Source organism: Salinibacterium sp. SWN139 (genome assembly GCF_015864625.1).
Lineage (GTDB): Bacteria > Actinomycetota > Actinomycetes > Actinomycetales > Microbacteriaceae > Rhodoglobus.
This window is the reverse complement of record NZ_JADYWV010000002.1, coordinates 759,166-778,553: the sequence shown is the minus strand read 5'-3', so window position 1 is coordinate 778,553 and position 19,388 is coordinate 759,166. Positions and strand designations below refer to the sequence as shown.

Sequence of the window (19,388 nt, the reverse complement as noted above, 5' to 3'; positions counted from 1 at the left end):
TCCCGGTTGTCGGGGCTACACCTCGTCGTAAATGCGCACCTCGGGAACTGCGTCGAGTAACGGACTTAGTTCGCGCACGACATCGTTCGTGAACAGCTCGCTCGCGAGGTAAGCGTTGGCGTTTTCGGCAGTGTCGAAGACGTGCAGTACTTGCACGTCTTCGGAGCGGATGAGGAGGTGCTTCGATGTTGCCCCCGCCGCACCGTCGAGAAACTCTTGCTTGTACTTGACATACACGGCTGCCGCGGCCGCCCGGTTCTCGTCAGAGACAATGAGGGTGATCTGTAACTGCGCCATAATAATTCCTTTGATCAGTCGGCTCCGGATGTGGGCATCGGGCTCGTAGAACCTATGATTGCAAGCAATCGGGTTCGCGAGAACCCTGACTTGATCATGGGGGCTATAAAGAAAATGTATGGCGAATCGATCACCGTTGTGCAGCTCGCTTATGTTCGAGCCGCCGCTCACTTCGGTTCCTTCTCACAGGCGGCACTCTCTCTCGGTGTTACCCAGCCCGCACTGTCGGTGGGGATTGCGTCCCTCGAGCGCACGATTGGAACGCAGCTCTTCGATCGCTCACCCAGTGGGGTGGCGGTCACCACGCTGGGACGCACGATTCTGCCCCACGTACTCCAGATGCTGGGCTCAGTGGAAAGCATCGCGCACGAGATTGCGAGTGTTCGCGATAGCGCTCCACCGCTCCGCGTTGGCGTGTCTCCACTCCTCGCGTCGTCGCTCATTGGTCGAGCGCTCGAGGCAGCCAGTCGCGAACAGCTGGGCGCTCTCGTCCTTCGCGAAGACAATATGACTCCACTTCGAGAAGCCCTTGCGCAACGAGAATTGGACGTCTTGTTCATTCCCTCGGTCGCATCTGCCGGGCAATTCGCAAACCGCGTTCTCGAGAGCGAACCCCTGCACTACTTGCCGTCGGGCGCCGCTCGGGGCAATGGCGAGGCGATTGAGTTCTCGACGCTCGCCGCTCAGGCGCTCGTCTTGGTCGGTGACGCCTGTGGGCTCACCACATTCACCGAGGCGCTATTCACAGAGTCGAACCGCCCCTTGTCGCGTTACGCCGGAGAGGCTGACAGCTACCGCACGCTGCAGAAGTGGGGCGAGCTTGGGCTGGGAGGGGTTTTGCTTCCGCGATCGCAGTTTTCCCCGGACACGCGATCCCAGCCAGTGCTCCGGGAGGGAACCCCGTTGCTCATCAGTTACGAAGCAGTCTGGAATCCGCATTCTCCCCGTAGTTCCACTGTGGTGTCGTTGCTCGACGCGATGAGGGACTAACGCGGCTGCGCCAGACGCACGGTCGAGCACCGCGTCGTTAGCTCGCGTTCACCCGCGGTTTACACAGTTCCCCAAGACTGCGCTTGCCTCGCCACCCGGACGGGCATCCATCGACGAAGCCTTGAAGGGCATTCCTCATGCGCAGACGGCCCCTTGCCGCCCTGGTCACTTCCCTTGCTCTGGCAGTACCGCTGGTAGCTCTGCCGGCGGTAGGAGCCCCAGTGCCTGCTATCGCAGCGGCAGTGCCGAGCATCCTCATCAACGAAGTCGAGTCGAACGGCGATGACTTCGACTGGGTCGAGCTCATTAACACGGGAACAGAATCAGTTGATGTCTCGGGGTGGGTCGTCAAAGATGACAAAGAGGACCGCACTCTGACGCTTCCGGCCGACTCTGCGATTCTGGCTGGCGGGTACCTGGCGGTCGACGTGAACGATGACGCTAACCCAGACAACTTCGGACTTGGCAAGGCAGACACCGCGCGGGTTTTTCTTGCCGACGGGGTGACTCTGGTCGATTCGTACGCCTGGGACGGACACGCTGCGGTCACCTATGGGCGTTGCGCAGACGGTACCGGGGAGTTCCGCGACACGGTGGCTTCGACCAAGGGCGCGGCGAACGCTTGCGAGATCACTGCGGATGCCGCGGTGCGAATCAATGAGATCGAATCGAGCGGTGAGGCTGCTGATTGGATCGAACTCACGAACATTTCGGACTTTGCTGTTGATATCTCGGGCCTCGTGCTCAAGGATGATAAGGACAGTCGCACCGACCAGATTCCGAGTGGAACGACGATCGAGCCCGGCGCCTTCTATGCGTTCGAGCCATCGTTCGGCTTAGGCAGTTCGGATGCCGCGCGCGTCTTCCAGGTCGACGGAACGACGCTGATTGACAGCTACAGCTGGGCCACCCACGCGAGCAGCAGCTACGGTCGTTGCCCGGACGGTGTCGGCGAGTTCGCGACGACGAACAGCACGACACGGGGTGCCGCTAACGATTGTGGTGCGGCTGAACTCCCGGGCGTGCGCATTAACGAAATCGAATCGAACGGTGACGCGACCGACTGGGTCGAACTCGTCAACAGCGGCAGCAGCGCGGTCGACATCTCCGGCTGGATTATTCAGGACGACAATGACAGCCACGCCGCATCAATTCCCGCGGGCACCTCGATTGCTGCGGGCGCGTTCTACGTCGTTGACCAGCCCACTTTGAGCTTCGGGCTTGGCTCCAACGACTCCGTGCGAGTCTTCGCTGCCGACGGTGTCACCCTCATTGATTCACACAGCTGGAGTGGTCACTCGACGACAACGCTCGGACTGTGCGGCTCTGATTTCGGCGACACGACGAGTTCAACGAAGGGTTTCGCGAACGACTGCAGTGCGCCAATCCGCATCAACGAAGTTGAGTCGACGGGTGACTCGAGCGACTGGGTCGAGTTCAAGAACAACGGCTCTCATGCAGTGGATGTTTCGGGCTTCATACTGAAAGACAACGACGACGGCCATGTCCATACTTTCGCTGCCGGCACGACGATCGCCGCGGGCGACTATCTCGCGGTCGAGCCTGACTTCGGGCTCGGCGGGGGAGATTCGGCACGACTTTTCAGCCCTGACGGTGTGACGCTCGTGGATAGCTACGAGTGGGTTTCGCACGCCGCTACAACCTACGCGCGCTGCCCCGACGGAACGGGCGACTTCGAGACATCGAAGGCATCGACCAAGGGCGCTGCGAACAGTTGCGTTGGCGAACTCGAAACCTCGCCGTGGCCGGGCGGCTCGACCATCACTGCGGTCAACGAACTGGACGCGTTCAGTGACAATATGAGCGGGCTCGCTTTCGAAGCCGCGCCTTCTGGAGACGTGTTGTGGGCTGCCAAGAACGGGCCAGGCTCGCTCTACAAGCTCGTCTTTGACGGAGCTAACTGGGTGCCTGCGACGAGCGACTCGTGGAGCGATGGCAAGCGCCTGCACTACTCCGATGGAACCGGTGATGTGGATGCCGAAGGAGTTGCGCTTACCTCGCACGGAGCCTCCGGGGGTGTCTTCATCGCGAGTGAGCGGGACAACTCCAACAGCGCAGTGAGCCGCCCAACGATTCTTCGTTACGACGTCTCGGGAGCAGCATCCGAGTTGACGGCTAGCCAGGAATGGAACCTCACGGCCGACCTGCCGGTTATTGCAGCAAACTCGGGGCTCGAGGGCATCGCGTGGATTCCCGACAGCTACCTCGTGGCTGAAGGATTCGTCGACGAAAGCACTAACGCTCTCTATAGCCCCGCGACGTACGCAGATCACGGTGACGGACTCTTCTTCGTTGGTCTCGAAGCGAACGGCGCGATCTACGCCTACGCCCTCGACCAAACCTCCGGCTCGTTTCAGCGCGTTGCGACGATCGAGAGTGGTTTCGTTGGTGTGATGGAGCTCGAGTTCGATGCCGCGCTGGGTGCGCTTTGGGCCGTCTGCGACGACACGTGTGAGGGACGCAGCGCACTCCTCGAGATCACCCGGGATGGTGCCGCCAAGGGTTCGTTCGAAGTCGCCACTGTCTTTGAGCGTCCCTCTGGCATGTCGAACCTCAACAACGAGGGCTTCGCTGTGGTGCCGCACTCGGAGTGTGTCTCCGGTTCTACAAACGTTTACTGGTCGGATGACTCGAACACGCGCGGCATCGCGCTGCGGTCAGGCACCATCGACTGCACCGTGACAACCGACCCGACCGACCCGACCGACCCAACCACGCCGACGACTCCCGTTGCAGTGCCGGCCGCGAGCCTCGTAGAGGCGGCCCGAGGTTCGATCACAGCCCCGGCTCGGGCCAAGCCGGGCGAAACGATCACGATCGCTATGGGCGCGTCACCTGCTGGCACTGTCGTGAACACGTGGATCTACTCCACGCCGACTCTGCTGGGATCGCCTACAGTCAGCGCCGCCGGCACCGTCTCAGCAACCATTCCATTAGCGCTGTCACCCGGTGCTCACCGGTTGGTAGTCACCGCGACAGATGGCTCGTTGATCGGTTGGGCCGATATCACGATCACTGCACTGGAACCTGGTTCGCTCGCGTTCACCGGTTCAGGGTCAGCGCTACCGATTCAGCTGCCGTTGATGATCCTCATCGCTGGATTCGCGATGGTCATGATCCGTCGCCGCGAGGCGGGCGTTTCGTCCCGGTAAAGAATCGCGCTTGTTTCTGGCTCCCTAGCGGCGTTCAATAGACACAGACGCGCGAGGTCACTCGCGGGCAATCGCTTTACTGAGGAAGGCCGCACCATGAATTCAGATTCCACCGACTCCGGATTCGAGTATCCGAATGACGCAATCGATGCCGATGAGCTGGTGACCAACGATGCCGTCGCTGGCGAACCAGTAGTTCCTTTCGCGAAGGAGGGAGCGCCCGAAGGCTCGGAGCTCCGCGAAGTGTCCCCGGTGTATGACGAGCATGAACTCAATTCGGAGGATGGGCCACGCGACTGAGAAGAGAAGTGGTAGCACACTAAGCAACTACGGGTGGGACAGCGCCCTGTACGGCCAGGCTCGACGTGAGTCCGTATCCGGGAAACCGGTTCGGCACGCCGAGTCTTTTTTTGTGCCCTTTCGCGGCGCCGTAAAGGCGCGGAGAAACCTCAGCACGTTTTTTCTGGCAATTTACCGAAACTGGAAAAAGTCGGTGGCGGTGAGGAGTAGCGTAGCTTCTGTTGCTCCAGTCCTCGGCAGCGAATATCTTTCGCTATCGCCAGAGGAATGTTATGACCGCAACACTCGCCGCCCCAGTTTTAGCGCTTCGCGTAGGCCCTCGTATAGAGTCCGCGAAAGCTGATCCGCGGTCCCTTCTCGCCGCGCCGGCGGCCGCTCTCGTCCCGACCGAACTGGTCGGGATGTTCGGCGACGTGCGCGCCGTCTTCCGGTTTCCACCCGTGCTGGTTCCCGCGACCTGATTGGCCGCAGCGTTCCCGCCCCGCAATAAACAACACACGAAAGGATCCCCACAATGGCGTACCAAACCATTAACCCGTATACGAATGAAGTAGTCGCGACGTTCCCCGATGCAACGGTTCAGGAAGTCGACGAGGCCATCACGGCGGCGCATCAAGCGTTCCTGTCTTGGCGTGAAACTCCTTACTCAACTCGGATGGAGGTGCTCGCCAAAGCAGCGAAACTGCTGCGCGCGGATAAGCGTCGCTACGCGGAGCTGCTCACCTTGGAGATGGGTAAGGTGATCGCCGAGGCTGAGGCTGAGGTGGATCTGTCGGCCGACATCCTCGAGTACTACGCGGAACGTGGTGGCGCATTGCTCGAGACGGAGAAGGTTCCGGTCGCGTATGCCGCGGAAGGTGAAGTCGAGATTGTGAATGAGCCGCTTGGCGTTCTCCTTACCGTCGAGCCCTGGAACTTCCCGTACTACCAAGTTGTTCGTGTTGCGGCACCGCAGTTGGTGGCAGGCAACACGATCTTGCTCAAGCACGCGAGCAACGTTCCTCAGTCGGCGGCGATGTTCGATGACCTGTTTGCGCGCGCCGGACTTCCTGCCGGCGGATTCAAGAACCTTTTTCTTCCGCACAACCTCACTGAGCACGTGATCGCTGACCCGCGCGTTCGCGGCGTAGCGCTCACGGGGAGCGAAGAAGCGGGCTCGATTATCGCCGCCTACGCGGCGAAAGCAGTCAAGAAGAGCACCCTCGAGCTCGGTGGCTCCGACGCATTCGTTGTTCTTGAGGACGCTGATATGGATAAGACAGTCGAGTGGGCCGTGTTCGGTCGCCACTGGAACGCCGGTCAGGTCTGTGTTTCGGCGAAGCGAATGATCGTGGTCGATGCGGTCTTCGATGAGTTCCTTGAGAAGTATCGTGCCGGTGTTGCAGCGTTGAAGGCAGGCGACCCGATGGACCCGACAACGGCGCTTGCACCGTTGTCATCTCAGGCTGCTGCCGACAAGCTCGCAGGTCAGGTTAAGGACGCGATCGCTGGGGGAGCGAAGGCCGAAACCCTCGGTGCCCCCGTGCCATCGAACGGAGCGTTCTACCAGCCGACGATCCTCACCGAGATGGACTCGAAGAACCCGTGCTACTACCAAGAGTTCTTCGGGCCGGTATCCATCGTTATCCGCGTCAAGGATGAAGCCGAGGCGATCGCTGTCGCCAACGATTCACCCTTTGGTTTGGGAGGTTCCGTCTTCACGAAGGACACCGTTAACGGTGAAAAGGTCGCCAGGAAGATCGACACGGGCATGGTCTACGTCAACCACCCGACAATGGTGAAGGCCGACATTCCCTTCGGTGGTGTCAAGCACTCTGGCTACGGTCACGAACTGACCAACCTCGGTATTCAAGAATTCGTAAACAAAAAGGTCATCGACGTCGTGGACATTAACGCGGCGTTCTGATCCCTACCTCGGGTGGCCAGCTCCGGTCCGTGGGCTGGCCGTCCGATCAAACGAGTGGGAACTCGTGTGAGCGCGTCCCACTCTGAATCGCGAAGTGGGAGCATCCAATGGAACAGATGAAGGCGTGGAGCACAGGAGAGTCGCCAGGAACCATCAGTCTCGGTTCGAAGCCGAAACCTCTCCCTCATCCCGATGAAGTCGTCGTGCGAGTGATCGTGTGCGGGCTCTGCCGCACTGATCTTCATGTGGTCGACCAAGAACTTCAAACCCACGCGTCTCACATAACGCCGGGTCACCAGATAGTGGGTACGGTGGTTGCCCTTGGCAACCAAGTGAAACAACTGAATGTCGGCGACACCGTCGGAGTCGCTTGGCTTCGACGCACGTGCGGCGTCTGCGAGTGGTGCCGAAGTGGGCGCGAGAACCTCTGCCCCAACTCCGAATACACCGGGTGGGATGCTGATGGTGGTTTCGCCGAATACGCCACTGTTCCCGAAGCGTTCGCCTACCTCTTGCCTGCCAACGTCAATGCGATTGAGGTCGCACCGTTGCTCTGTGCCGGCATCATTGGCTACCGGGCGCTCTCCCGAGCGGCATTGCCCGATGGCGGAAAGCTCGGAATTTATGGCTATGGTTCGAGCGGCCATATCACCGCTCAGATTGCTCAGGCCGCCGGTGCGACGATCTACGCGATGACCCGTGGTGTGGCAAACCAAGACTTGGCGCGAAGTATCGGTTCGGCATTTGTCGGCGACGAAACCGAAGAACCGCCAGACGAACTGGATGCCGCAATTGTGTTTGCACCGGTGGGGGAGTTCGTGCCGGTAGCGCTAGCCGCGACGAAACGTGGCGGAACGGTGGTGCTAGCGGGCATCCATATGACTGACATTCCTGCCATGAATTATCAGGCTGCCCTCTTTAACGAGCGAGATTTGCGCACGGTGACCGCCAATACCCGTGCCGATGGCGCAGCTTTCCTCACTCTTGCCCACAACTTAGCGATCCGCCCGACGGTCACTACGTATCCGTTCGAGAACGTCGACACAGCGATTTCAGATCTCCGCAGCGGCCACGCATCGGGCTCCATCGTCATTACGATGCCGTAGGTCCAGACCCTGCTTTGCTCACGGCATCATTGTCATCCGTTGAGCCCGCGCTCAGCTTCGAACCGTATAGTCAAACTTGCATAAAGATTAGTCTCCACTCGAAAGGTTACTCATGAATCGCTTCTCAGATCGTGTCATTCTCATCACTGGTGGGGGATCCGGCCTCGGCCGTGCCGCTGCCGTTCGTCTTGCTTCGGAAGGCGCGAAGCTGTCGCTCGTCGACATCTCGGAGGCTGGCCTGGCTGACTCGGTGAAAGCAGTGGCTGAAGCTGCTCCTGACGCCGAGGTGCTGACAGTCGTTGCTGACGTTTCCAAGGAAGAGGATGTCGACCGCTACGTAGCAGAGACGATCGCTCGCTTTGAGCGCATCGATGGCTTCTTCAACAACGCTGGCATCGAAGGCAAGCAGAACCTCACGGAGAACTTCTCCGCAGAGGAGTTCGACAAGGTCGTTGCCATCAACCTGCGTGGCGTTTTCTTGGGTCTCGAGAAGGTTCTTAAGATCATGCGTGAACAGGGATCCGGCATGGTCGTGAACACGGCCAGCGTCGGCGGCATCCGTGGAATCGGAAACCAGTCCGGTTACGCCGCGGCCAAGCACGGCGTTGTGGGGCTCACCCGCAACTCGGGTATTGAATACGCTGAGCACGGCATCCGGATCAACGCCATTGCTCCGGGCGCCATCTGGACGCCCATGGTGGAAAACTCGATGAAGCAACTGGATGCTGAGAACCCGCGTGGAGCCGCCGAGCAATTCATCCAGGGCAACCCGACGAAACGCTTCGGTGAAGCTCCCGAGATCGCCGCAGTCGTGGCGTTCCTGCTGAGCGATGACGCGAGTTACGTCAACGCGACCGTTCTGCCCATCGATGGCGGTCAGTCATATAAGTACTAAATAGGCAGGGGAGTGGGTGGCGCGAACCGTCATCCGCTCCCCTTTTTTTCGCGAGCAAAATACCCTAGGGGGTATACTGTGTGGAGCGTTAGTTAAGCCGACGCCGTGTCGGACTAAGAAAGAGGGCTACAGGATGGCTGAGACCAGGCATCACTCGAGTACCAACGAGTTTCAGGGATCGGCAGCGCCCTTTGACGTCTGGTCGATGCGCGCGAATCGACGTTTCTCTCTGCGCGATATTTGCCAGATCACTCACGATGCCACTGTGACGTTTCGATACTTCCGCAAATTTCGAAAGGCTGTGGGGGAGAAGCGCACATCCCGAATCATGCTCGCGGTAACCGAAGTGAACGGTTGCGCGCTGTGCGCTTACGGGCACGCGAAGTTTGCACTGGATGCTGGGATCGATCCGGGCGAAGTTCGCGATCTTCTCGGTGGCGTCACGCAAGGAGCGCCTGACCGGGAGCTCGCTGGGATCGGGTTTGCTCAACACTATGCGGATACCGAGGGGCATCCCGATGAGGATGCCTGGGATCAGCTGGTGCAGTTCTACGGCCGCGAGGAGGCGCTCGGCGTTCTCGGCGCTACTCGAATGATGATGTGGGGGAATGCCGTCGGTATCCCTCTGAGTTCCTTGCGTGCACGCCTGAAGGGAAGCCCACATCCTGGAAGTAGCGTGACGTACGAGATAGGGACCATTCTCGGAGCGTGGGTCGTCGTGCCCGTTGCGGTCATTCGTGCGCTGTTCTCGCTGGCGAGACATCAGCCGCCGATCACCTTTCACCGCGGCTAGAGGTCTGGCTGGGCGTCGAGGGCTGGGCGTTGTGGCAAGAGGGGGCCGCTCAAGCGTGTGGTGCTCCCAATTCAGGCAAGCTGACATAATGTGCATTATCGGATACCCGATACGTCGCGGAGAGGGGCGACACGAGTCAGAGTTGCACAGGCGGCAGCGCAACGACCGTCACGGTCCAGGGCTGTTGGTTGTCGGTCGTCACCGCAACTGAGTAGCTGCCGTTGGCATCGATGTCCATCTCGTCTGTGTGGACTGCGTCATCTGAGTTTTCGCGACAGTCGTGAGAAGACTGTGCAACGTCGCCGATCGACACTGTCATGCGGCCAGCGCCGACACAATCTGAATACACTGCGATTCGTCCGGTCGTGGGGATGAATGGCGACACATCGATAGAGCTGCCGGCATTGGTGCTCGTCGCCAAGACAGCTTCGCCCTCAGCGTCGAATGCCAGCAATTCTGGAGTTTCTGACATAACGGAATCTCTAGCCGTGTTTGTGGGGTTCGGCGTGTGAACTCCGACTTCGACGCCTGACCCTGGGGCGCCGGTGCACCCGGTCAGCATCGCCACAATGGCGGCCGCAGCAGAAATAACGTAAAGCCAGCTGCGTACAGCGCTCATGACGCTCCCCCACCTGTACTCACGTCGTCATGACCCTAGAAACTCGGATTGCGGCTGCTAACGAACCTCGCCAGCGCCTCAGCAGCGGCTTCGTGATCGATAGCGTCAGGCTCCCCCGACATGGTCATTGTGCCGATAATGGCGCCGTCTACCCAGAGCGGAATCGAGCCACCGTGAGCCTTGTATATGTCGTGGTCGACATCCGTTCGTTCCTCAAACGGCGCACCGGCAGCGAGGTGACGCAGCTTGACCAAGAGCGAAGGTTCGCCGAAATGGTTTACAACTGCAGCTTTTCCCGCCAGCCAAGGGTCGTTATCTGCATTTGTCGACTTCAGTTTCGCCTTGAAGACAACATCACCGCGGAGAACAATTTCTACCGCGAGGTTGAGATCCCATTCCTGAATGACCTGCACGGCAATCAGCCCCAGCGCCACAGCATCATCATTGGTGATGTTGTCGAACTCAATCTCGTTCAAGTACTCAACATCAGGCACCGAGTAGTGCGGCAGCGGACGGCTCATCAATTCATCTCCTGGAGTTGCGTTCGAATGACCCCGACAAGCTCAGCGGGTTCATAGCGATCGGAGGTGGCGGCCAACTCATCAATGGTCCACCACCGGTGCGCCAAAACGTCGACGCGTTCTTCGGCCGTCCATTGTTCTTGCGACGGCTCGAAGGTATCTGTGTGAGCGAGGTAGAACTCGGCGTGGCCGGTGTCGTGATCAGCGTCATTCCACTCCACCGCGAAGTCGTGCGACCACACGGGCGCACCGAGATCTTCAACAACAAGCCCGGTTTCTTCTTCGAGCTCGCGAACCGCGGCCTCATGATGAGACTCCCCCGGGTCCACGCCACCACCCGGCGTCAGCCAGCGCGCGACACCGCTTGTGTCCGGTGCTTTCGTCAGAAAGAGCAAAAAGCGTTGCTCCCGGTCGAACAGCAGCACTCGACTGGTGGCTCGGTTGAGCGGCATCCGCAGCTCGTTACTTGGTGAGAAAGTCTGAGACGTCGCCGACGTAGCGAGTGTTGTTCTCCGGCACAGGCTCAACGGCGGCTGCGGCAACCTCGGCGGCGAATTCGCTCACGTTGTACAGGCGGCCAGCAGCCTCTTTGCGAGCCTCGATCGCTCCAGGGTTGGCGCGCTGCAGCAGCGTCGCCGTGATGGTTCCCTCGATCATGTCGCCCGAGACAACGACGAAGCCAATGCCCTTAGCCTCAAGCTCGGGAATAAGTTCGCGGAGCGCATCTTCGCCAGCACGCTTGCTGAGAGCAACCGGAACGTACTCGGGCATCGTCTCAACGGTGCGGATGAAGTGCGCCTGGTGGCTTGTCACGAAAACGACGCGTGATCCTTCGTGCAACAGCGGCATCATGGTCTTCAAGAAATTGACTTGAGCGTCGCGGTTGAGCTGCATGGCGTAGTCCTCAGCCATGCCACCCTCCATGCCGCCGGAGGCATTGAGCACCAGAATCTCGAGCCCGCCGAACTCAGTCTTCACCGTCTCGAACAGGGCAGAAACAGTCTCGGGGTCAGTGAGGTCGGCGCCAATGGCAATCGCCGAACCGTCAGTCTCGTTGAGCTGAGCAACAAGCTTGAGGGCGCGAGCCTCTTTGTTGCGGTAATTCACGGCGACGCGGGCGCCCGCTTCGGCGAAGTAGGCGGCCGTATCGGCGCCGATCCCCCGCGAAGAACCAGTGATGAGCGCGCGAGCGCCATCGAGCGAGTGGGCTGCCAGAGGATTCGAATTATCGCTGTTCACCCTACGACTTTAGCGGTCAATGCCGTGCTGTGCAGTGAGGTAAGTGCTAGCGTCGAGACTGAAGATTTGTCGAACCGCGCAACGATGAAGGGCGCCGGAACAATGCTTATTGATCTGACCCAGTACCTCTGGATTCTCTGGCTTGCCCTCGTCGTGTTGTTCATCGTGATCGAAGTCATGACTCTCGAATTCACGTTCCTTATGATCTCCGCGGGCACCCTCATCGGTGGGCTCGGCTCCAACCTTCTCGGCTGGCCGTGGTACATCCAGATTGCTCTCGCAGCAGCGATCTCTGGCCTTCTGATCTTCACTATCAGGCCGGTGTTGCTGATGAATCTTGAAAAGGGAGCCGACCCCGCAAAGAGCAACCTCGACGCTCTCCTTGAGCTCGGCGGTCGCGTTACCGGCCCCTTCGCTAATGGCATTGGCGAAGTGAAACTCGACAACGGCGAAACCTGGACTGCCCGCATTGGAGACAGCTCGCCACCGTCAGCGGTTCCCGTCGGCAAACGTGTTTCGGTCACCGATATCGAAGGTGCCATCGCCGTCATAGTCCTTGAATCTGCCAAACCCGGCTCCACTCAACCTCGTGCGACCAAAAAATCGCCGAGAAAGGAAGAAAAGTGACTGATCCCGCTGGCTTCATAGGCCAGATCTTTGTGATTATTCTGCTCGTCGTTCTGGCGATCTTCGTGATCGTCACGTTGTTCCGTGCAATCCGCATTGTTCCGCAGGCGCGTGCCGGAGTTGTCGAACGCCTCGGCAAGTACCGCAAGACTTTGCTGCCTGGCCTCAACATCCTTGTTCCTTTTATCGACCGGATGCTGCCCCTCATCGATCTGCGTGAACAGGTCGTCTCGTTCCCACCGCAGCCCGTTATCACCGAAGACAACCTCGTCGTCTCCATCGACACCGTCGTCTTCTTCCAAGTAACGGATGCCCGTGCCGCCACCTACGAGATCGGCAACTATCTCGGGGCTGTCGAACAGTTGACGACCACGACGCTGCGAAACGTCGTCGGTGGCCTCAACCTTGAACAGGCACTCACGAGCCGCGACAACATCAACTCGCAACTGCGCGTTGTTCTCGACGAAGCAACAGGCAAGTGGGGAATTCGCGTGGGCCGCGTCGAACTCAAGGCCATTGACCCGCCCCTCTCGATTCAAGACTCGATGGAAAAGCAGATGCGTGCCGAGCGTGACCGCCGTGCGCAGATACTGACCGCCGAGGGCACCAAGCAGGCCGCAATTCTCGAAGCGGAAGGTTCGCGCCAAGCAGCGATCCTTGAGGCTGAGGGTGAAGCTAAGGCTGCTGTGCTCCGTGCTGATGGTGAAGCTGCTGCGATCAAGACTGTCTTCGCTGCGATTCATGAGGGCGACCCAGATCCGAAGTTGCTGGCGTACGAGTACCTCCAGACGCTGCCTAAGATTGCAGAAGGTGATTCCAACAAGATGTGGATTATCCCGTCTGAACTGACGGAAGCGCTCAAGGGCATTGGTGAAGGATTCTTTAGTGGCAAAGGACCAGTCGCGCGTTAGCGCCAACTCGTCGTTCCTCTCCCCCGCACGTCCCCGTGTGCTTGCGCACCGGGGGCTTGCGGTGGAAGCACCCGAGAACACGCTCCTCGCGTTCGCGAAAGCTGTCGCGGCGGGTGCGCAATACATCGAGACGGATGTTCACGTCAGTCTCGACGGTGTAGCGGTGGTCGCTCACGACCCGAGTCTCACTCGCGTCGCCGGCCGGAACATCATGGTCGATCAGCTCACGATGACAGAGTTGCGGCGAATTGATCTGGGCGAGGGCCAAGGCTTCTGCTCGTTGGGAGAGGCTCTTGATGCCTTTCCCGAGACTCGCTTCAATATCGACGTCAAGAACAAAGGCGCTGTGCTTCCCACCGCGCGCGCGATCCGCGACATCCACGCGATTGATCGGGTGCTCGTGACCTCATTCGATGAAGCCCGCCGTGCCGCCACAGCCGAACAATTGCCAGGAGTGGCGAGTTCGGCATCCGCTCGACGTTTCATTCTGGCGCTACTCAGCGCCAAGACCGGAATTTCGCCCGCCGTTCGCCGTGTCCTCAGCGGACTGGTTGCCATCCAAGTACCCGAGAAGGCACTAGGGTTGCGTGTGACCACTCAGCGGATGATCGACCGCGTGCACACTCTCGGACTCGAGATGCACGTCTGGACGATCAATGAACCGCAGCGAATGCGTCACCTGCTCGACCTCGGTGTCGATGGAATCGTCACCGATCGAGCAGACCTCGCCCTCGAAGTTGTGAAATCGCGCGCCTGATCAAGGCAGCGCACACTCCACTTCTGGGCAGCGAAAATGTTGGCAAATGCTGACAAGTCGCTGTGAACAGTGCGCCCTTGGAAGCATACGTTCAGCAAGAGGGTTTATTACTTGTAGAAACCGCGAATTGAAGGAGGCCACACGATGGCAGATCGCAGCTTGCGCGGCATGAGACTTGGTACCCAGAGCTTACAGAGCGAAGAGGGTGTCGAGTTTTCCCCGCGGAAAAAGAGCGTATACAAGGCGGCCGACGGCACCACATTTGAAGTGATGTTTTCGTCTGACGCCGAAGTTCCCCAGCAGTGGCTTGACGCCAAGACGGGTCACGAAGGAACACTCCTCGATGACAACGGCGAGCTGGTAGAACTTGATGAGGTCGACGTGAAGGTTCCCCGTAGCCACTGGGACATGCTTCTCGAACGTCGCACCCGCCCCGAATTAGAAGAACTTCTCCAAGAGCGTCTCGACTTCTTGCGTGCCCGTCGCGGCCAGCAAAAGATCGGCGCCTAACTAACGACGTACTGTTTTCAGGGTCGCCGCTATTCCCCAGCCGGTGACCCTGAACAGTGCCTCTGCAACAATTCCTGCATGCATTTTTGATCGGCCTGTTGAGCGCTCAACGAATGTGATCGGATGCTCCGCCACTCGGTAGCCCGCACGTTCCAAGTTCCAAGCCATTTCTACTTGAAAGCAGTAGCCCTGCGACGAGACGCCGTCGAGGCCTAGCTCTCGCAGCGCGCTCGCGCGAAACACTCTGAACCCTGCCGTGATGTCCCGGATGTCGGAGTGCAGCACCGTACGGGCGTAGGCGTTTCCCATTTGCGAGATGGTGTGCCGAAACCATGGCCAGTTCTTGACGGAACCGCCGGGTACCCAGCGGGAACCGATGACAAGATCGTTGCCTGCTTTGGCGAGAGCAATCATCGCCGGAAGGTCAGACGGGTCATGGGAACCATCGGCGTCTATCTCCGCGATGTAGTCATAACCGCGCTCAAGGGCCAGCGCAAAGCCGGCGAGGTAGGCCTTGCCGAGCCCCTCTTTCTTGGCGCGGTGCAGCACAGTGATGCCCGGATCGGCGGCGGCGAGTTCTTCGGCCCGCTCCCCCGTGCCATCGGGGCTGGAATCATCGACCACCAGCACGTGGGCTCGTGGCACTGCTTGCCGGAGCCGACCAACGATCGAGGAGATGTTCTCGATCTCGTTATAGGTCGGGACGACCACGACGACGTTAGGCATTTTTTCTCCGACCGGCAACTGCTGCGACGATGAGTGCGCCGAGTCCAATTCCTGACACGAGCCACTCAAGCTCGCGACCCCAGACAACCGCCGGCGTGATGCTGGTGGAGAGCGGCACGTCTTCAACCATGGTGGCCGCCGTGTACCACGGCACTTCAGCAATTGTGGTTCCGTCGGGGGCGATGATGGCGCTCAACCCGACGGTCGAAATGTTCACGACACTACGGCCGAGTTCGAGTGCGCGAATGCGGGCCATCGCCAGCTGTTGGGCGCTCTCATCGGTGTGCCCGAAATCCGCGTTGTTGGAGGACGCGATGATGAGCTGAGCGCCCTCTTCGACGGACTCCGTAAGAATCTGGTCGTCGACGATGTCGAAACAGATGTTGACGCCGAGAGTGACACCATTCACATCGAAGACCATATCGGTACTGCCGATCGAATAGTCGCGCCCAATGAGTCCGATGAGATCGGGCGCAAACTGTTCCCAGATTTCGCGGTTGGGGACATATTCGCCAAAGGGAACGGGATGGCGCTTGTCGTAAATATCGACGACGCCCTCCCCCGGCATCCACAACAACTGACTGTTGTAGATGTTTCCGTCACGCTCGGTGATGTCGCCGGAAATCAGCGGTGCGTTGGCGTTATCGACGACGTAGTCGAAGGCTGCTGCCGCGTAACTATTGCTCAGCGGCGAGAGATCAGTGCCGCCCTCGGGCCACACCACGAGATCGAGGTCTTGGCCGTAGAGCGGCTCGGTGGCGGAGAGTTGCGCCTGGAGCAGATCACCGCGGTCGCGCTCGTCGAAATAGGCAGCTTTTCCGTTGCCTTGGACGGCCCCGACGCGGAGTGTTCCATCGAGAGTCGCGTGCCATGAGGGCGCGTTCACGAGGATCGCGAAAACAGCGACCGGCACGAAAGCAGTACGCAGCGCCCGTGAGACGTGTTGAGCGCGTGCATCCAAGGGAAGTTCGCGGTAGTGGCGCCAGGTGTATTCGGCAGCGGCAAGAGAAAGCGCGACAACAAGGACCATCACGAAACTGACGCCGGAGACGCCGAGCCACGGGAAGAGTGCTGCAAATGGGCTCTCCGACTGAGAGAGAGCCACGCGGCCCCAGGAGAAGCCCCCATAGGGCCACACGCTCATCCAGGCTTCGCGCGCCGTCCAGAGGCCCGAAACGACGACGGCGAGGCCCAACGTTGCTCCCCATCCCGCTCCAAACGCGCGCGGCAACCAGCGATAGGCCAACGTGATTGCGAGCCCGCCGAGCGCGACGAACAGCGACTCCAGAAACGAGAGTGCCAGCATCGGCACGGGGCCCAGAAAGAGAGATGCCCAAGAAATGTGCGTCAGGTAGAACGCGAAACCGCCAAGGAAGCCGACGAGAAACGCCCCACGGGAGCTCCGGCCGCGAAGGGCGATGAGCACGAGCGCGATGCCGACAAAGGTCATCGGCCAGACGCTCTTGTCGGGGAATCCTGCATCCAGAATAGGACCGGATGCCACGGCAACCACAATTGCAGCCCAGAAGGGCAGCACAGCAACGGGTTTATCGGGCATCACGCGTTCGAGCCTAAGCGACAGAACTGTAGGCGACGATTCCGCGACGGATGGCGTCGAGCGCCTTGCGCGCGGTCGGGCCGACATTGCCGTCAGCGACGACCGAGAGCTGGTCAAGAAGGTCGATGGTCTGCTTGGTGACGCGTACAAAGTCACCCGCAGCCATATCCGCTAGATCGAGAACGGAGTCAAGATTGGATCCATTCGCCCAGCGGTACATAGCGAGCGCGAGCCCGGCCGCGAGCGGTTGGCTGCCAGGGAGGCGGTTGTCACGCTCGAGATCGTCGAGCTCTGCCCACAGCGTGGTCGTCTTATCGAACGCTTCACGGAAGGCACCACGCGGAAGGTAACGATCGCTGAGGTCACCTTCGTCGCGACGGGGCTCATATACCAGCGTCGTGGCCATGGCGGCCAAGGAGGGGGCGTCGAGGTCGTTCCAGAACCCGTGTCGCAGTGATTCGGCGACGAGGAGATCGCGTTCTCCATAGATGCGTCGCAGCGTGCGGCCGTAGGAGTTGATCGTCATCTCACCGTTGGCTCCCGGTTCGATATAGCCGAGCTTGGTCAACACATCAGTGACGCGGTCGAAGATCTTGGCTACCGCTCCTGTGCGGTTCTGAATCTGGCGAGTGAGCTGATCCGTTTCGCGCTTCAGGCGCCACCAGCGTTCGGCCCAGCGTGCATGAGATTCGCGCTCCGGACACGCATGACACTCGTGTTTGCGCATCTGGCGACGCAAGTCCGCGAGCTTGCGCTGACGACGTTCGCGCTCGGCGCGGTGGGCGGCATCGTTCTTGGGCTGCGACTTCTTTTCAAGATCATTGAGTTCGCGCCGGATGCGGGAGTACTCGCCAAAGTCGCCCAAGTGGCATTCCATTGACTTGGCGTAGCCGTCGAGCGAGTTCTTCTGTGAACGAACCTTGCGAGCCAAATCAACGACAGCGCGGTCGGCTTGGAATTGCGCGAAGCTCGATTCCAGAATCTCGCGAGTGTGTTCGCGACCGAACAGCTCGATGAGGTTCACTGCCATGTTGTAGGTCGGCTTGAAGCTTGAGTTCAACGGGTAAGTGCGGCGTGACGCGAGGGATGCCACAGCCTGCGGGTCTAGCCCGTCCACCCACTGGATGACCGAGTGACCCTCGATGTCGATACCGCGGCGGCCGGCACGACCAGTGAGCTGGGTGTACTCCCCCGGGGTAATCGGAACGCGAGCCTCACCATTGAACTTTTCAAGCTTTTCGAGCACAACGGTGCGGGCCGGCATATTGATACCGAGCGCGAGCGTCTCTGTCGCAAAAACAGCCTTGACAAGCTTCTTCTGGAAAAGTTCTTCGACAACCTCTTTGAAGGCGGGAAGAAGGCCAGCGTGATGGGCGGCAACGCCACGCTCGAGACCGCTGAGCCAATCCCAATAGCCGAGAACAGCTAGATCTTCATCGAGAAGCGTGCGGCAGCGAGCCTCCACGATCTCGCGAATCTCGTCACGCTCCTCGGACGTCGTCAGGCGAACGCCAGCGCGCAAAACTTGATTCACCGCCTGATCACAGCCCATGCGACTGAAAATGAAGAAAATGGCTGGCACAAGATTCTTTGACGACAGCATTGCGACGACATCCGCGCGATCCATGCGAGATCGTGCCGGGCGACCGCCACGAGAGTCATGGCGACTGCTCTTTCGGCGATTGCCGACACTCTGGCTTCGACCACCGAAACGCGCCATCTGCGCGAGCTCTGGATTCACACGGTTCGTTGCGGCCAAGCCGGACGAATCGAAGAGGTCGATGAGCTTCGTGCCCACGAGCACATGCTGTTCCAAGGGCACTGGGCGGTCTTCTGAGACGATTACTTCCGTATCGCCCCGAACGGCCTGTAGCCAGTCGCCAAACTCCTCAGCGTTCGACACAGTCGCGCTCAGCGAGACCATGTGAACATCCTCGGGTAAATGGATGATCACTTCTTCCCACACAGCGCCGCGGAAGCGATCGCCGAGGAAGTGCACCTCATCCATCACGACCGTGCTGAGATTTTTGAGCAAGTCAGACTTGGCATACAGCATGTTGCGCAGCACTTCGGTGGTCATGACCACAATGCGCGCGCTGGCATTGACGTTTGTGTCACCGGTGAGCAGGCCTACGTTCTCAGGACCGTACTCGGCGACGAGCTCTTGAAATTTTTGATTGCTAAGAGCCTTCATGGGCGCGGTATAAAACACCTTCGGCCCATCGAGTTGCATGGCCCGGTAGATAGCGAACTCAGCAATTATCGTCTTACCAGCACCGGTGGGTGCCGCGACGAGAACGCTCTTATCGTCTTCGACAACCTGGCAGGCAGAGATCTGGAAATCGTCGAGATCAAAACGCTGGCCGGCGCGAAAAGCTTCGAGCACCGGGTAGCCCCGACGCTTCTTTGCCGCGGCGTACCGTTCGGCGGGAGACAGTTCAGTCATTGACTACAGCCTAA

General features: G+C 59.7%; 19 protein-coding genes. 11 read left to right on the top strand and 8 right to left on the bottom strand.

The features are described 5' to 3' along the window. Nucleotides 1–15: 15 nt before the first annotated feature. The gene (locus I6E74_RS08865) at nucleotides 16–297 is read right to left on the bottom strand and encodes a hypothetical protein (protein ID WP_197124832.1); all 282 of its coding nucleotides are present in this window, start codon (nucleotides 295–297) and stop codon (nucleotides 16–18) included. Between the two features lie 54 nt (nucleotides 298–351). Between I6E74_RS08865 and I6E74_RS08860 the strand changes: the two genes are divergently transcribed. From I6E74_RS08860 to I6E74_RS08830, 7 genes are all read left to right on the top strand, one after another. Next, a complete protein-coding gene (locus I6E74_RS08860) occupies nucleotides 352–1,287 on the top strand; it encodes a LysR family transcriptional regulator (RefSeq protein WP_197124830.1) in 936 nt (311 codons plus the stop codon). 221 nt (nucleotides 1,288–1,508) lie between these two features. Beyond that, the gene (locus tag I6E74_RS08855) at nucleotides 1,509–4,460 is read left to right on the top strand and encodes a lamin tail domain-containing protein (RefSeq protein WP_197124828.1); all 2,952 of its coding nucleotides are present in this window, start codon (nucleotides 1,509–1,511) and stop codon (nucleotides 4,458–4,460) included. Between the two features lie 96 nt (nucleotides 4,461–4,556). Next, nucleotides 4,557–4,760, top strand: coding sequence for a hypothetical protein (locus tag I6E74_RS08850; protein WP_197124826.1), 204 nt, complete (start codon nucleotides 4,557–4,559; stop codon nucleotides 4,758–4,760). Between the two features lie 514 nt (nucleotides 4,761–5,274). Beyond that, on the top strand, nucleotides 5,275–6,666 hold the full coding sequence (locus I6E74_RS08845; protein ID WP_197124824.1) for an NAD-dependent succinate-semialdehyde dehydrogenase: 1,392 nt from the start codon (nucleotides 5,275–5,277) through the stop codon (nucleotides 6,664–6,666). Between the two features lie 107 nt (nucleotides 6,667–6,773). Continuing rightward, nucleotides 6,774–7,772: a zinc-dependent alcohol dehydrogenase family protein gene (locus I6E74_RS08840; protein ID WP_307784433.1), complete on the top strand. Its 999-nt coding sequence runs from the start codon at nucleotides 6,774–6,776 to the stop codon at nucleotides 7,770–7,772. Nucleotides 7,773–7,884: 112 nt separating this feature from the next. Further along, nucleotides 7,885–8,667: an SDR family oxidoreductase gene (locus I6E74_RS08835; RefSeq protein ID WP_197124822.1), complete on the top strand. Its 783-nt coding sequence runs from the start codon at nucleotides 7,885–7,887 to the stop codon at nucleotides 8,665–8,667. 133 nt (nucleotides 8,668–8,800) lie between these two features. Further along, nucleotides 8,801–9,460 carry a carboxymuconolactone decarboxylase family protein gene (locus tag I6E74_RS08830; protein WP_197124820.1) on the top strand — a complete coding sequence of 220 codons (660 nt, stop codon included), beginning with the start codon at nucleotides 8,801–8,803 and terminating at the stop codon, nucleotides 9,458–9,460. Nucleotides 9,461–9,596: 136 nt separating this feature from the next. On the opposite strand, the gene I6E74_RS08825 is transcribed toward I6E74_RS08830, so the two are convergent. Genes I6E74_RS08825 through I6E74_RS08810 form a run of 4 tightly spaced genes read right to left on the bottom strand, consistent with a single transcriptional unit; the run spans nucleotide 9,597 to nucleotide 11,839 of the window. Next, a complete protein-coding gene (locus I6E74_RS08825; RefSeq protein ID WP_197124818.1) occupies nucleotides 9,597–10,079 on the bottom strand; it encodes a hypothetical protein in 483 nt (160 codons plus the stop codon). Between the two features lie 35 nt (nucleotides 10,080–10,114). Further along, nucleotides 10,115–10,600, bottom strand: coding sequence for a heme-binding protein (locus I6E74_RS08820; RefSeq protein WP_197124816.1), 486 nt, complete (start codon nucleotides 10,598–10,600; stop codon nucleotides 10,115–10,117). After that, complete coding sequence (locus I6E74_RS08815; RefSeq protein WP_197124814.1) at nucleotides 10,600–11,052, bottom strand: NUDIX hydrolase; 453 nt, start codon at nucleotides 11,050–11,052, stop codon at nucleotides 10,600–10,602. The genes I6E74_RS08820 and I6E74_RS08815 overlap by 1 nt, the downstream gene beginning before the upstream one ends. Before the next feature lie 10 nt (nucleotides 11,053–11,062). After that, the gene (locus I6E74_RS08810) at nucleotides 11,063–11,839 is read right to left on the bottom strand and encodes an SDR family oxidoreductase (RefSeq protein WP_197124812.1); all 777 of its coding nucleotides are present in this window, start codon (nucleotides 11,837–11,839) and stop codon (nucleotides 11,063–11,065) included. Between the two features lie 66 nt (nucleotides 11,840–11,905). Here I6E74_RS08810 and I6E74_RS08805 point away from each other — a divergent pair, with 66 nt between their 5' ends. From I6E74_RS08805 to I6E74_RS08790, 4 genes are all read left to right on the top strand, one after another. Beyond that, entirely contained in the window at nucleotides 11,906–12,466 is a 561-nt protein-coding gene (locus I6E74_RS08805) for an NfeD family protein (RefSeq protein WP_231601176.1), read from the top strand. Continuing rightward, complete coding sequence (locus tag I6E74_RS08800; protein ID WP_197105581.1) at nucleotides 12,463–13,377, top strand: SPFH domain-containing protein; 915 nt, start codon at nucleotides 12,463–12,465, stop codon at nucleotides 13,375–13,377. Before I6E74_RS08805 ends, I6E74_RS08800 begins: the two co-directional genes overlap by 4 nt. Then, the gene (locus tag I6E74_RS08795) at nucleotides 13,352–14,134 is read left to right on the top strand and encodes a glycerophosphodiester phosphodiesterase family protein (protein ID WP_197124810.1); all 783 of its coding nucleotides are present in this window, start codon (nucleotides 13,352–13,354) and stop codon (nucleotides 14,132–14,134) included. Before I6E74_RS08800 ends, I6E74_RS08795 begins: the two co-directional genes overlap by 26 nt. A gap of 144 nt (nucleotides 14,135–14,278) precedes the next feature. Then, nucleotides 14,279–14,644, top strand: a complete 366-nt coding sequence (locus tag I6E74_RS08790) for an RNA polymerase-binding protein RbpA (RefSeq protein ID WP_197105583.1) — start codon at nucleotides 14,279–14,281, stop codon at nucleotides 14,642–14,644. Here the strand turns inward: I6E74_RS08790 and I6E74_RS08785 are convergent, their stop codons facing one another. The 3 genes from I6E74_RS08785 to I6E74_RS08775 are packed head-to-tail and all read right to left on the bottom strand — an operon-like array spanning nucleotide 14,645 to nucleotide 19,374. After that, nucleotides 14,645–15,370 (bottom strand): polyprenol monophosphomannose synthase, encoded by a 726-nt coding sequence (locus tag I6E74_RS08785; protein WP_197124808.1) that lies wholly within the window; start codon nucleotides 15,368–15,370, stop codon nucleotides 14,645–14,647. Further along, the gene (gene lnt, locus I6E74_RS08780; protein WP_197124806.1) at nucleotides 15,363–16,928 is read right to left on the bottom strand and encodes an apolipoprotein N-acyltransferase; all 1,566 of its coding nucleotides are present in this window, start codon (nucleotides 16,926–16,928) and stop codon (nucleotides 15,363–15,365) included. The genes I6E74_RS08785 and lnt overlap by 8 nt, the downstream gene beginning before the upstream one ends. A gap of 13 nt (nucleotides 16,929–16,941) precedes the next feature. Then, on the bottom strand, nucleotides 16,942–19,374 hold the full coding sequence (locus I6E74_RS08775; RefSeq protein WP_197124805.1) for an RNA helicase: 2,433 nt from the start codon (nucleotides 19,372–19,374) through the stop codon (nucleotides 16,942–16,944). Between the last annotated feature and the right edge of the window lie 14 nt (nucleotides 19,375–19,388).

Bases quoted from the DNA above. Each gene is read 5' to 3' on its own strand.
- I6E74_RS08865 (WP_197124832.1), bottom strand. From the start codon at position 297: ATGGCGCAGTTACAGATCACCCTCATTGTCTCTGACGAGAACCGGGCG.
- I6E74_RS08860 (WP_197124830.1), top strand. From the start codon at position 352: ATGATTGCAAGCAATCGGGTTCGCGAGAACCCTGACTTGATCATGGGG.
- I6E74_RS08850 (WP_197124826.1), top strand. From the start codon at position 4,557: ATGAATTCAGATTCCACCGACTCCGGATTCGAGTATCCGAATGACGCA.
- I6E74_RS08845 (WP_197124824.1), top strand. From the start codon at position 5,275: ATGGCGTACCAAACCATTAACCCGTATACGAATGAAGTAGTCGCGACG.
- I6E74_RS08840 (WP_307784433.1), top strand. From the start codon at position 6,774: ATGGAACAGATGAAGGCGTGGAGCACAGGAGAGTCGCCAGGAACCATC.
- I6E74_RS08835 (WP_197124822.1), top strand. From the start codon at position 7,885: ATGAATCGCTTCTCAGATCGTGTCATTCTCATCACTGGTGGGGGATCC.
- I6E74_RS08830 (WP_197124820.1), top strand. From the start codon at position 8,801: ATGGCTGAGACCAGGCATCACTCGAGTACCAACGAGTTTCAGGGATCG.
- I6E74_RS08825 (WP_197124818.1), bottom strand. From the start codon at position 10,079: ATGAGCGCTGTACGCAGCTGGCTTTACGTTATTTCTGCTGCGGCCGCC.
- I6E74_RS08820 (WP_197124816.1), bottom strand. From the start codon at position 10,600: ATGAGCCGTCCGCTGCCGCACTACTCGGTGCCTGATGTTGAGTACTTG.
- I6E74_RS08815 (WP_197124814.1), bottom strand. From the start codon at position 11,052: ATGCCGCTCAACCGAGCCACCAGTCGAGTGCTGCTGTTCGACCGGGAG.
- I6E74_RS08790 (WP_197105583.1), top strand. From the start codon at position 14,279: ATGGCAGATCGCAGCTTGCGCGGCATGAGACTTGGTACCCAGAGCTTA.
- I6E74_RS08785 (WP_197124808.1), bottom strand. From the start codon at position 15,370: ATGCCTAACGTCGTCGTGGTCGTCCCGACCTATAACGAGATCGAGAAC.
- lnt (WP_197124806.1), bottom strand. From the start codon at position 16,928: ATGCCCGATAAACCCGTTGCTGTGCTGCCCTTCTGGGCTGCAATTGTG.
- I6E74_RS08775 (WP_197124805.1), bottom strand. From the start codon at position 19,374: ATGACTGAACTGTCTCCCGCCGAACGGTACGCCGCGGCAAAGAAGCGT.